Annotated in this window: 8 protein-coding genes; 3 read left to right on the plus strand and 5 right to left on the minus strand. The window is 72.2% G+C overall.

What is annotated here, in order from left to right; genetic code table 11:
- Window position 1: 1 nt before the first annotated feature.
- The 3 genes from HNQ01_RS00620 to HNQ01_RS00630 all read right to left on the minus strand — a co-directional run bounded on the left by HNQ01_RS00620 (window position 2) and on the right by HNQ01_RS00630 (window position 6,330).
- On the minus strand, window positions 2–565 hold the full coding sequence (locus HNQ01_RS00620) for a hypothetical protein (RefSeq protein ID WP_173803380.1): 564 nt from the start codon (window positions 563–565) through the stop codon (window positions 2–4).
- Window positions 562–5,184 carry an EAL domain-containing protein gene (locus HNQ01_RS00625; RefSeq protein ID WP_173803381.1) on the minus strand — a complete coding sequence of 1,541 codons (4,623 nt, stop codon included), beginning with the start codon at window positions 5,182–5,184 and terminating at the stop codon, window positions 562–564. The genes HNQ01_RS00620 and HNQ01_RS00625 overlap by 4 nt, the downstream gene beginning before the upstream one ends.
- Window positions 5,185–5,319: 135 nt before the next feature.
- On the minus strand, window positions 5,320–6,330 hold the full coding sequence (locus HNQ01_RS00630) for an AEC family transporter (protein ID WP_173803382.1): 1,011 nt from the start codon (window positions 6,328–6,330) through the stop codon (window positions 5,320–5,322).
- A gap of 184 nt (window positions 6,331–6,514) precedes the next feature.
- Here HNQ01_RS00630 and HNQ01_RS00635 point away from each other — a divergent pair, with 184 nt between their 5' ends.
- Together HNQ01_RS00635 and HNQ01_RS00640 are read left to right on the plus strand one after the other, a co-directional pair.
- Entirely contained in the window at window positions 6,515–7,663 is a 1,149-nt protein-coding gene (locus HNQ01_RS00635; protein ID WP_173803383.1) for an endonuclease/exonuclease/phosphatase family protein, read from the plus strand.
- The gene (locus tag HNQ01_RS00640) at window positions 7,660–8,628 is read left to right on the plus strand and encodes a pseudouridine synthase (RefSeq protein WP_286180376.1); all 969 of its coding nucleotides are present in this window, start codon (window positions 7,660–7,662) and stop codon (window positions 8,626–8,628) included. Before HNQ01_RS00635 ends, HNQ01_RS00640 begins: the two co-directional genes overlap by 4 nt.
- On the opposite strand, the gene HNQ01_RS00645 is transcribed toward HNQ01_RS00640, so the two are convergent.
- Window positions 8,609–9,838: an ROK family transcriptional regulator gene (locus HNQ01_RS00645; RefSeq protein ID WP_173803384.1), complete on the minus strand. Its 1,230-nt coding sequence runs from the start codon at window positions 9,836–9,838 to the stop codon at window positions 8,609–8,611. The genes HNQ01_RS00640 and HNQ01_RS00645 overlap by 20 nt on opposite strands.
- A 130-nt stretch (window positions 9,839–9,968) precedes the next feature.
- Between HNQ01_RS00645 and HNQ01_RS00650 the strand changes: the two genes are divergently transcribed.
- Complete coding sequence (locus tag HNQ01_RS00650; RefSeq protein WP_173803385.1) at window positions 9,969–10,658, plus strand: transaldolase family protein; 690 nt, start codon at window positions 9,969–9,971, stop codon at window positions 10,656–10,658.
- Between the two features lie 11 nt (window positions 10,659–10,669).
- On the opposite strand, the gene kefC is transcribed toward HNQ01_RS00650, so the two are convergent.
- A complete protein-coding gene (gene kefC / locus HNQ01_RS00655) occupies window positions 10,670–12,505 on the minus strand; it encodes a glutathione-regulated potassium-efflux system protein KefC (protein ID WP_173803386.1) in 1,836 nt (611 codons plus the stop codon).

Raw genomic sequence — 12,505 nt, forward strand, 5'->3', positions numbered from 1 at the left:
CTCAGCCCGGCCGCGTCATCTCGGCCTGGCAGCGCGGGCAGACGGTGTAGTCGACCCGCAGCGGCCGCGCGGCCTGGAGATGCTCGGGCGGCTCCCAGTAGCCCTTGGGCGTGCAGACCCACAGGCAGATGCTGCAGCGCAGCCAGGGCGGCAGGCCGGGAAGCGCCGGAGCCTCGGCCGGAGCGGTCACGAAGCGCAGCGGCGCGGCACGCGGTCGCGACTGCAGCAGCACATGCTCGACCCGGACCTCGGCCTGCAGACCGGGCACCAGGCGCATCTGCATCTGCCGCGCCTGCAGCGGGGTGTCGCAGCGGTAGTTCAGCGCCCGGGGCAGGCCGGTCAGGCGCGCCGCCTGCAAGGCCGAATCGATGAACATGCGGGTGGTGTCGCCGGCGAGGAAGCGCGTCAGCGGCTGGCCGATGATGCCGATCCGGAAGGCGCTGGCCGTGCCATGTCCCGCCTCGGCCGCCGCGTCCCAGTCGGGACTGACGTCGATGATGCGGTCCTGCGCATCGAGCAGGTACCAGGAGGCCATCGGGACCCGGGGGGCGGAAGGATCGCTCATGCCCGGCAGTCCTGCAGCGCCGCGTCCGTCAGCCAGCGCGTGCATTCGTCCGGGGCCATCGGCCGGCCGCGCAGGAAGCCCTGCACCACCAGGTCGGCTCCGCCGCGCTGCATCAGGCAGGCCATCTGCTCGGCGTTCTCCACGCCTTCGGCGACGATGCGCAGCCCCAGCGCCCGGCCCAGGCCGATGACCGCCTCGACGATCTCGCGATCGTCGCGCTGGTCGGCCATGCCCTGCACGAAGCTGCGGTCGATCTTCAGCTCGCTGATCGGCAGATGACGCAGATGGGCCAGGGAGGAATAGCCGGTGCCGAAGTCGTCGAGCGAGAGCTGCACGCCCAGCGCCTCCATGCGCCGCATGATGCGGTCCAGCGCCTCGTCGCGGCGCAGCAGCGCGCTTTCGGTGATCTCCAGCACCAGCCGTTCTCCCGGCACGCCATGCGTGATCAGCAGCTGCTGGAGCCGGTCGGGCAGGCCGCTGTCGCGCAGCTGTCGCGCCGACAGGTTGACCGACATGCACAGCTCCACATGGCCCTGCGCGCGCCATGTCGCCAGCTGCCGGCAGGCCTCGTCCAGCACCCAGTCGCCGATGCGCTCGATCAGCGAGGACTCCTCGGCGATCGGCAGGAAGACCGCCGGCGAGATCGGCGCGCCCGCCGGCGTCCAGCGCAGCAGCGCCTCGACGCCATGGACCGCGCCGCTGACCAGATCGGTCTGCGGCTGGTAGAACAGCCGCAGCTCGTGGCGGGTCAGCGCCTGACGCAGGCCGCTCTCGATGTGCAGGCGCTGGCGCGCGCTGCTGCCGACCTCGCTGGCGTAGAACTCGCACCGGCCGCGCCCGCCGGTCTTGGCGCGGTACATCGCCGCATCGGCATGGCTGAGCAGCGTGGCCGGATCGCTGGCGTCGACCGGATAGAGCGCCACGCCGATGCTGCCGCCGGTCGACAGCGTCGTGCCCCGGAACGGCACGTTCTCGGCCAGCATCCGGGTGATGCGCTCGACCGTCAGCAGGCATTCGTGGCGCGAGGTGTTCTCCAGCAGCAGCACGAACTCGTCGCCACCGATGCGCGCCAGCGTGTCGCAGGCGCGCACGCATTCGCCGATGCGCCGGGCGGCCAGCTTCAGCATCTCGTCGCCGGCGTCATGGCCGAGGCTGTCGTTGATCGTCTTGAAGTGGTCGAGGTCGATGAAGCACAGCGCCACCTCGGTGCGATGGCGCCGCGCATTGTCGATGGCGTGCTTGATGCGGTCCATCAGCAGGCTGCGATTGGGCAGCCCGGTCAGCGTGTCGTGCGTGGCCAGATGGCGCATGTTCTCGCGGGTCTCGGTCAGCGCGGTGATGTCGGTCAGCACCGCCACCACATGCGAAGGCTGGCCGGCCTCGCCCGCCAGCAGGCTGGCCGAGAGCCAGCCCGGGAACATGGCCTCCTCCGGCCGCTCGCACCAGACCTCGCCCTGCCAGCCTCCCTGCTCGAGCACCCTCGCCAGCACGCCCGCCAGAAAGGCCGGCCCGTTGCGCCCGCCATCGAGAAAGTCCGGCCGCTGCCCGATCAGGTCGGCCTCGGCAAGGCCGGCAAGCAGGCACAGCGAGCGGTTGACCCGCTCGATGCACCCGTCGGGGGACAGGATCATGATGCCCTCGGAGCTGACCTCGAAGACCTTGGCGGCGATGCGCAGCGACTCGTCGGCCAGGCGGGTTGCGGTCAGGTCGACCGCCTGCACGCCGATCGACTCGAGCGTGCCGGCCGCGTCATGCAGCCCGAAGCGGGTCGACCACCACCACTGGCGCCGGCCCCCCACGACGAAGCTCTGCTCGCTCTCCACGGCCGAGCCGTCGCGCAGCAGCTCGAGATCGGCCTGGCGCAGCAGCGCGGCGGTGTCGGCCGGCAGCACCTGCGTGTCGGTGCGCCCGATCAGCGCCTCCACGCTCGTGCCGAGAAAGGCGGCGTACTGCGGGTTGGCGAACTGGTAGCGGCCGCTGGTGTCCTTGATCGCCATCAGCGCCTGCCCGTGGCTGAGCACCGACAGCAGGCGCCGCTCGACCAGGCGGGTCTGGCGCTGGGCACGCGCCAGATCGGTGTTGTCGACCACCGTCAGCACCACGCCGCGGCGCTCGCCGCCCAGCACGTTGTGGTTGAAGTGCAGCACGTACTCGCGCCCGTCCTCGCCGGGGAGCAGGTCCAGCACCAGCGGGCTGGCGCTCGCGCGGGCCTGGGCGACCAGAGGCACCAGATCGGGAATGCCGCCAGGCCGGTGCATCGTCGCCAGCGGCAGACCGACCGCGCCTGCGCTGAGCCGGAACAGCCGCTCGGCGGCCGTGTTGTAGCGGCTGATGCCGTACTGCTCGTCGATGACCAGCATCGGCATCGAGATGCTGTTGTGGATGCTCTGCAGTTCCTCGGCGAGCTGCTGGTGGCGCCGCCACTGGTGGCCGAGCTCGGCGTTGACGGTGGCCAGCTCCTGGTTGGTCGCCTGCAGTTCCTCGTTGGAGGACTCGAGCTCCTCGTTGCTGGCCTGCAACTCCTCGTTGGTGGCCTGCGCTTCCTCGTTGAGCGCCTGCATCTCCTCGTTGAAGGCCTCGAGCTGCTCGATCAGGCTCTTCATGCGCTCGCGCGCATCGGCCAGCTCGGCCGCGCCGGCCGCGCCCGACTCGGCCGGGGTGAGGCCGCGCCGGCTGCGCGCGCGCAGCGGCAGGAAGGCCAGCAGCACCTGACGCACCGGCCCGACGCCGGTCTCGGGCAGGACATGCAGCACCATCTGCCAGCGCTGGCGCCGCCGCGCCGGGCCCAGCGCCACCTCCGACTGCTGCGTGTCGCGCGAACCGTCGCCCAGCAGCGCGCACAGCAGCCGCAGCTCGGTCTCGATCTCGGGCCGGGCCATCGACAGCACGTCGAAGGTCTGGGCCCCGGCGCGCAGCTGCAGGAAGGGCGAGACGTCGCCATGCACCTGCACCACCCTCAGGCGCTCGTCGAGCAGCACGCAGGGCGGCAGATAGAGCCGCGCGCCCTGGCGCAGCAGCGTCAGCTCCGGCTCGGCCAGCGACGGCGCGGAAGCGACCGCGCGGGCCGGCGCACTGGCCGCCACGGGCACCGGCACGGGCGTCGGGTCGGGCACCTCGCTGCCAAGACGCGACACCAGCGAGCGACCGGCCCGGCGCTCGTACAGCCGCACGTCCTTGTCCAGCGAACGGAACAGATCCTCGTGCTGGAGCGCCGACTCGTTCTGGCCCAGCATCAGCAGCCCGCCCGGGCGCAGCGCGAAATGGAACATCCGCATCACGCGAGCCTGAGCCTCCGGCTTCAGGTAGATCATCACGTTGCGGCAGCTGATCATGTCCAGCCGCGGAAACGGCGGATCGCGCGTCAGATCATGGCGGGAGAAGACGATGCTCTCGCGCAGGGACTTGTCGATCTCGACGCGAGCGCCGGCCGGCTGGAAATGCAGGGAACTCAGCCGCTCGGGCAGACTGCCGATCGCCCCGACGTCATAGACGCCGCGGCGAGCGTGCTGCATCGCTTCCAGGTCCAGGTCGGTGGCAAAGATCTGGAGCGGATGCGTCTCGATGCGATCGCCGATCGCCTCGCGCCAGACCATCGCCACCGAATAGGCTTCCTCGCCCGTCGCGCAGCCGGCCACCCAGACCCGCACCGGCTCGCCGACAGGCTTGCGCGTCAGGCACCGCGCGACCTGCTCGACCAGATGATCGAACGCCAGCGGATTGCGCCAGAAGGACGTCACCGAGATCAGGGTTTCACGGGCCAGCTCGTCGAGCTCGTCGGGTTCGGCGCGGATCCTGTCGAGGTAGGCGACCAGCGTGTCGACGCCCAGCGCATGCATCCGCCGCGCCAGGCGGCGACGCAGCGTCGGCTCCTTGTAGTCGGCCAGATTGATGCCGTTGCGCTGGCGAACCCGCTGGAAGAGGTTTTCGAGAATGGCGGGATCAGGCGCGCCCTGCGCCGGATCGATCAGATCGTCGTCGATCCGGTCGGCCGCGGCCAGGATGTCGGCCTCGCCGATCGGCGGACTCGTCGGCGCGGCGGCCCACACCGCCAGGGCCCGGCCCATCGCCTGCAGCGACATGCGCCGGTCACGGCCGACACGCCGCTCGGCCGCCTCGGGCATGCCGTTGTAGCGCGCGCTGTCGGCGCTCTCCACAAGCACCAGCCCGCCGGCATCGCGGATGCACTGCAGCCCCTGGGCCCCATCGCTGCCCGTGCCCGACAGCACGATGCCCGCGGCACGCGGCCCCAGATGCATGGCCAGGGATTCCAGGAACAGGTTGATCGAAGGCCGGGGCAGCGAATGCGGTTCCGGCTCGCTCAGCCGCAGCCGCTCGCCGTCGAAGCGCACATGGGCGTTGTTCGGCGTGACCAGCACGGTGTCGGGCTGCGGCAGAGCGCCCTCGGCGAGCTCGGCCACCGTCATGCGGCTGTGCGGGCGCAGGATCTCGGCCAGCACCGAGCGATGGGCCGGCGCCATGTGCTGCAGCAGAACGAAGCACAGCCCGGAATGCTCCGGCAGCCCTTCCAGCAGCTGGCGCAGGCTCTCGAGCCCGCCGGCGGAGGCCCCCACCCCCACCATGCCGGCGCAGCCTGTCGGCGCCGTGTCGATCCTCTCCATCCGGGTCTCCATCGATCCTCTGTGCGCTCACACCGTCATGGCCCCCCTTGACATCATGTGGACACACATGCGGGCTGGATGTTCACACAGGAACGCGGAAATACCATTTTGGGACGTTCCGTGAACTGATCGAAATCAATTCACCGAACCCGCTCCGACCCCGAATCCCCACGCCACCAGCGCGAAGCTGCCGAAGGCCAGCACCGTCGAGGCCAGGATGATGCGGGCCACGCGGCCGTTGTCGGCGCGGTAGCGCTCGGCCAGCAGCGAGACGTTGCTGGCGCTGGGCAGCGCGGCCGCCAGCGTCAGCACCATCAGCTGGAAGTCGCTCAGGTCCAGGCCGGCCTGCTGCGCCAGCCGCCCGCCGCCCCAGACCAGCGCCGGATGCACGACCAGCTTGATCAGCGCCACCGGCAGGTAGCGGCGCGGCGGCATCGGCGGCGCGGGTCGCCCCTGCGCATCCAGCCCGGAGCGCCACAGCACCGCGCCGATGGTGAACAGCGCCACCGGGCTGGCCGCGTCGGCCAGCATCGCGATCACCCGGTCGACCGGCCCGGGCAGCGTCAGCCCGGTCACCGACATCAGCGCGCCCAGCCCGATCGACCACGGCAGCGGATTGGCCAGCGCCGCGCGCAGCGAGCGCAGCACCGCCGCCCGCGCGGCCGCCGCGTCGCCCGCATGCGAGGCGGCCGGATCGTCATGATGCAGCTGCGCGATGGCGATGCACAGCGAGCTGGTGACGAACAGGTCCAGCAGCACCGTGGTGATGACCGGCCCGGCCGCCGCCGCCCCGACCAGCGCCACCAGCAGCGGCACGCCCATGAAGCCGGTGTTGGGAAACGCCGCCACCAGCGCACCGAAGGCCGCGTCGCGCAGGTTGCCGGCCGCGCGCCGGGTCAGCGCGATCGTCAGCGCGACCACCGCCAGCGCGCAGGCCAGGTAGAGCCCGAGCACCGCCGGATCGAGCAGCTCGCGCACCGGCAGCCGCGCCCCGAAGCGCAGCAGCATGCACGGCAGCGCGAAGTACAGCACGAAGGCGTTCAGCCCCGGCACCGCCGCCAGCGGCAGCAGCCCGCGCCGCGCGGCGAGGTAGCCGATCAGGATCAGCGCGAAGAACGGGACGGTGACGGTGAGGATGGCCTGCATGGTCGGGCAGTATCCCTGCGGTGCGCGGTGCTGCCGATCCGTCATCGCCCGCAGTGGACAATCGCGCCTGCGCTCTTTTTGCATTCCGGCCACGCACGGCCGGCCTGTCTTCAGGTCGCCCTGCGATGCTCGCCGGCCTGCCCCGCCCTGCCGCCCCTGACCCCGATCCGACGGAGAACCCGCCGTGACCTTCGCCTCTCCCGCCCTGCGCGGCCTCGCCCGACTGAGCATCGTCGTGTCGGTGCTGGCCACCGGTTCGCTTGTCTGGCTGTACCGCTTCGCCCCGCTGCGCGATCCGATGATCGAGCTGGCGCGCTACATGCCCTTCCTGGTCTATCTCGTGCCGGCGCTGCTCGCGCTCGGACTGTCGCTGCTGCTGGGCTGGCTCTGGCGCGTGGCGGCGCTGGCCGCCGTCGCGCTGCTGCTGACCGTGGTGATGGACGTCTCCACCGGGCTGCACCGCGCCGAGCCGCCGGCCGACCCGGCCGCCGCCGGGGTGCGCGCGGTGCGCTTCATGACCTACAACATCAAGTCCTACCGCGCGGCCTTCCGGGAAGGCGGCTTCGTGCCGCTGAACAACGAGATCGAGACGCACCAGCCCGACATCCTGGTGATGCAGGACGCGCGGGAGGTCTCGCGCGCCGGCGACCTGCCCTACGGCATGCGCGACGCGCTGCCGAAGCACCGGCTCTACGCCTACGGCCAGTACGCCGTCGCCAGCCGCTTCCCGCTGTCGGACTGCCGCCACGAGGACATGTCCTTCCGCGGCGAGAAGCACGAGTACGTGCGCTGCACCGTCGACATCGACGGCACGCGCGTCGACATCGTCACCGCCCACCTGCTGACGCCGCGCGAAGGCCTGAACGCGACCCGCTTCGAGCTGCTGCAGGGCCTGGACGACTGGCGCCAGAACTACGCCGACCGCCAGGCGCAGGCCGACACGCTGGTGCGCGCCCTCGGCCCGCTGCGCCGCCCGACGCTGCTGGCCGGCGACCTGAACGCGCCGGAACACGCCTCGGTCGTGCAGACCCTGACCCGCGGCCTGGGCCTGCGCGACGCCTTCTCGGCCGGCGGCCGCGGCTGGGGCTACACGCACGGCCATTCGCTCAAGCCCGGCCTGAGCTTCCTGCGCATCGACCACATCCTCGTCAGCCCGGAGATCGGCGTGAGCTCGGCGCATGTGGGCTGGCGCGGCGGCTCGGAGCACCGTCCGGTGATCGCCGACCTGCTGATCCCGGTCGGCCAGCCGGACGGCAAGGCTGTGGACAAACCTGTTGAAAAGCCTGTGGACAAGTCCAAGTCTCGCGCCTCGTCCAGCCGTTCCGGCGCATGAGCCGCCCCCGCCCGGACTGGGTGCCGCCGATGCGCGACGGCGTCGGCGCCAGCCGTGTCGCGGTGGCGCCGGGGCCGTGGGCGACGGTGCTCGAGTTCCTCTGCGGGCGGCTGCCGGCGCTGGACGCCGCCGCCTGGCGCGCCCGCCTGGACGCCGGCGAGGTGCTGGCCGCCGACGGCCGGCCTGTGGACAAGTCCGATCCCTGTGGACAACATCCCCTGCTCTGGTACTGGCGCCGCCTCGACATGCCCGAGCCGCAGGTGCCCTTCGACGCAGTCATCCTGCACCGCGACGAGCGGCTGCTGGTGGTCGACAAGCCGCATTTCCTGCCGATGACGCCCAAGGGCCGACACCTGCACGAGACGCTGTTGGTGCGGCTGAAGAAGGCCACCGGGCTGGAGACGCTGGTGCCGCTGCACCGGCTCGACCGCGAGACCGCCGGCGTCGTGCTGTTCTCGCTCGATCCGGCCAGCCGCGGCGCCTACCAGGCGCTGTTCCGCGACCGCGCGATCGAGAAGGTCTACGAGGCGGTCGCGCCCTGGCGCGAGGCGCTGGGCGCGACGCTGCCGCGCCTGCACGCCAGCCGCCTGGCCGAACGCGAGGGCGAGCGCTTCATGCAGATGCACGAGGTGCCCGGCGAGCCCGACGCCTTCACCCGCATCGCGCTGATGGAGCACGACGCCGCCAGCGGCCTGGCGCGCTACCGGCTCGAGCCGCTCACCGGGCGCAAGCACCAGCTGCGCGCCCATCTGGCCGCGCTGGGCGTGCCGATCGTCGGCGACCGCATCTATCCGGTGCTGCAGCCCGAGCCGGCGCCGGACGCGCTGCCCGACTGGCGCGAGCCGCTGCGCCTGCTCGCGCGCGAGATCGCCTTCGTCGACCCGATCGACGGCCGCGCGCGGCGCTTCGAGAGCGCGCGCACGCTGTCGATGCGCCGCCCGGCAATCAGCCCAGCGACGGCTTGAGGAAGATGTCCTTGTCGGGAAAGAACTGGGTGTGCAGCGGCAGCAGCGCGCCGCCCAGCGCGCGGGCATGCGCGCCCACCCGCCCGGCCAGCAGCGCCGGCGCGTGCAGGCCGTCGAAGCGATAGACCGACAGACGCCGGCGCGTGCGCTCGATCAGCGCGTCGATCAGCGGCCGCGCCAGCGAGCCGTCGACCACGACCGCATCCAGATCGAGCATCGCCGAGCCGCTGGCGGTGGTCATCGCCAGCGCCAGGCTGGCCTGCTCCAGCCAGGGCTCGACCAGCGCGGCGAAGCGCGGCCCGACGATGTCGTCGTGCTGCACCTGCAGCGGGTCCAGCCCGGCCTGCAGCAGCGCCTGCTCGAGCTGCCAGCCCGAGGCGACCTCGAGCAGCTGCGGCGGCGGCTCGCCGCCGCGCGCCAGCCCGACCGGCAGCGAGCCGATCGCGCCGGCATTGCCGCGCTGGCCGGTCACGATGTGGCCCGACAGCACCAGCCCGCCGCCGACGAAGGTGCCGACGAAGATGTAGAGGAAGCTGCGCACCGCGGTGCCGTGGCCCTGCAGCAGCTCGGCCACGCAGGCGGCGGTGGTGTCCTTGGCGAAGCTCACCGGCAGGTGCGTCAGCGCCTCGACCTCGCGGCGCAGGTCCAGGTGCTCCCAGCCCGCCAGCGCGCCATGCGCCTGCGAGCCCAGCACGCTCGACCATTTCTCCATCGACAGCGGCGAGCTCAGCCCCAGCCCGACCACCCGCGCCCACAGATCACCGAGCTGCTGCTGCAGCCGCGCCAGCCCCTCGGCGATGCAGGGCAGCACGCGCTGCGGATCGGGCAGGTCGTAGTGGAACTCGTGGCGATGGCGCACCCGGCCGACGAAGTCGCAGGCCAGCACCTCCAGGCTGCGCCGGCCGACCTGCACGCCCAGGCTGATCGCGCCGTCCGGGTTGAGCGCCAGCGGCACCGAGGGCTGGCCGATGCGCCCGCGCACCCGCTCCTGCTTGAGCAGCAGCCCGTCGTCGAGCAGCCGGCTGACGATGACCGAGACGGTCTGCGACGACAGCTGCGTCAGCCGCGCCAGGTCGGCCTTCGCGATCGCGCCATGCAGCCGGATCGCCTGCAGCACGGTGCGCTCGTTGAACTGGCGCATGCCGCTGTGGTTCGAGCCCCGCACGGCACGCTCGTCGGGCTCGAAGGGGGCGGCGGAGGGGGAATGCATGGTCGGAAAGGCGGTCGGAGTGTCCAGCATGCATGAAGCACGGGGATCGCTCCATTAGTAAATCACCTAGTTTTACTTAGGTTCTTTCCCCCACGCTCAAACCCGGTGCGGTACCGCGAGAATAGCGGACATGGCCTCCTCCCCCGCGCTTCCCGATTTCCACCTCTGTCTCGACAGCGCCGACCTCGACGCGCTGCGCACCTGCCTGCCGCACCCGCTGGTGCATGCGGTGACGACCAACCCGACGCTGCTGCGCCGCGCCGGCCTGCGCCAGGCCGACGTGCCGCGGCTGGTCGAGACGCTGCTGGGCCTGCGGGTGCGCCAGGTGCAGGTCCAGGTGACGCATGTGCAGACCGAGGAGATGCTGCGCGAGGCCGAGGGCCTGGTGGCGCTGGCCGATCCGGGCCGGCTGGTGGTGAAGATCCCGGCGACCCGCGAGGGCCTGGCCGCCGGCGCCGAGCTGGCGCGCCGCGGCGTGCCGGTGACCTTCACCGCGGTGTGGGAGCCGGAGCAGGCGCTGTTCGCCGCGATGCTGGGCGCGGCCTACGCGGCGCCCTACCTGGGCCGGATGCAGGACGCCGGCCTGGACGGGCTGGCACGGATCGCGCACATGCAGGCGCAGCTCACGGGCAGCGCCGCGCCGACGCGGCTGCTGGTGGCCAGCCTGCGCAGCCGCCAGGCCTGCCTGGACGTGATCGCGCTGGGCGCGCGGGCGATCACCATTCCGCCCGCCCTGTTCGCCGAACTGGTCGACCACGAGCCGACGCGCGCGGCCGAGCGGGTCTTCCTCGCCGACGCGCAGGACGATCCGGCGCGCTGAGCGCCGAGCGCTCAGTCGTCGCGCGGCGCCGGCGGATCGTCGCTCCAGCGCTCCGGGCGCGCGGCACGCTCGGCGCGCTCCTGGGCGAAGAGCTCCTCGAGCTGGCGCCGGCCCTGGCGCGACATCGACACCAGCGTCTTCTCGTCGCGGTGGTGCGGCCAGAGCTGCTCGAGCTGGGCGATCGAGTGGCGCCGGAAGCGCATCGCCTGCTCGCGCGCATGGGCCGGGTGCCAGCCGAGCTGCTCGAGCACGCCGCGGGCGCTCATCAGCGAGGCGTCCAGCGTCTCGCGCTCGATCAGCGTCACGCCGCGGTCGCGCAGCGCGAACCAGTGCCGCACGTTGCGCGCCCGCGCCACCAGCACCAGATGCGGGAAATGCTCGCGCGCCAGGTCGACCAGCTTCAGGCTCTGGTCGACATCGTCGATCGCCACCACCAGCACCTTCGCGGTGGCCGCGCCGGCGGTGCGCAGCAGGTCCAGCCGGGTCGCGTCGCCGTAGTGCACGCGAAAGCCGAAGCCCCGCAGCGCCTCGACCTGCTCGGCATCGTGGTCGAGCACCGTCGGCGCGATGCCGTTGGCGTTGAGCATGCGCCCGACGATCTGCCCGTAGCGGCCGAAGCCGGCGATGATGACCGGCGCGCTCTGCGGCTCCGACAGCGCATGCGGCGAGGTCACCGGCCCGACGCGGGCGGCGCGGCGGCGCTCGCGCCGGTCCAGCGCCACCAGCAGCAGCGGCGTGACCAGCATCGACAGCGCGACCGTGCCGATCAGCACCGAGGTCTGCGCGTCGTCGATCACGTGCAGGTCCGAGGCCTGCTGGAAGACCACGAAGGCGAACTCGCCGCCCTGCGCCAGCAGCAGCGTGAACACCGGCCGCTCCGGCGCCGGCACGTCGGCGCGGCGCGCCAGCATCAGCAGCACCAGCGCCTTGATCGCCAGGAAGCCCGCCAGCAGCCCGGCCACCAGCAGCGCATGCGCGGCGATGACGTGGAAGTCGATCGACATGCCCACGGCCATGAAGAACAGCCCGAGCAGCAGGCCCTTGAAGGGCTCCAGATCGGTCTCGAGCTCGCGCCGGTACTCGCTCTCGGCCAGCAGCACGCCGCCGAGAAAGGCGCCCAGCGCCATCGACAGGTCGACCGCGTGCATCAGGCTGGCCAGCGCGACCACCAGCGCCAGCGCCGCGGCGGTGAAGATCTCCGGCGAGCCGCTGCGCGCGATCCAGCGCAGCGCGTGGCGCAGCAGCAGCCGGCCGGCCAGGATGATGCCGGCGACCACCGCCAGCGCGCGCAGCGCCTCGCCCCAGTGGTTGCCGGCGGCCTGCACCCGCGGCGCCAGCAGCGGGATCAGCGCCAGGATCGGGATCGCCGCGACGTCCTGGAACAGCAGGATCGCGAAGGCCGCCTGGCCGCCGGAGGTCGACATCAGGTTGCGCTCCTGCATGACCTGCAGCGACACCGCGGTCGACGACAGCGCCAGCCCCAGGCCGGCGACCAGCGGCAGCGGCCAGGGCACGCCGCCGGCCTGCGCCACCAGGCCCAGCGCCAGCGCGCAGCCCAGCAGCTGCACGCTGCCCCAGCCGAAGATCGCCCGGCGCATCGACCACAGCCGCGGCGGCTCCAGCTCCAGTCCGATCAGGAACATCATCAGCACGACGCCGAACTCGGCGATGTTCATGATCGCGTCCGGGTCGCGCACCAGCCGCAGCCCGAAGGGGCCGATCAGCATGCCCGCGGCCAGGTAGCCGATGATCGTGCCCAGGCCGAACTTGCGCGCCAGCGGCACCACCGCGATCGCGGCGACCAGATAGACCAGCGTCGCCTGCAGCCAGTGGCTCTCGTGGGGCAT

Source organism: Sphaerotilus uruguayifluvii, from assembly GCF_013294065.1.
GTDB classification, from domain to species: domain Bacteria; phylum Pseudomonadota; class Gammaproteobacteria; order Burkholderiales; family Burkholderiaceae_C; genus Sphaerotilus; species Sphaerotilus uruguayifluvii.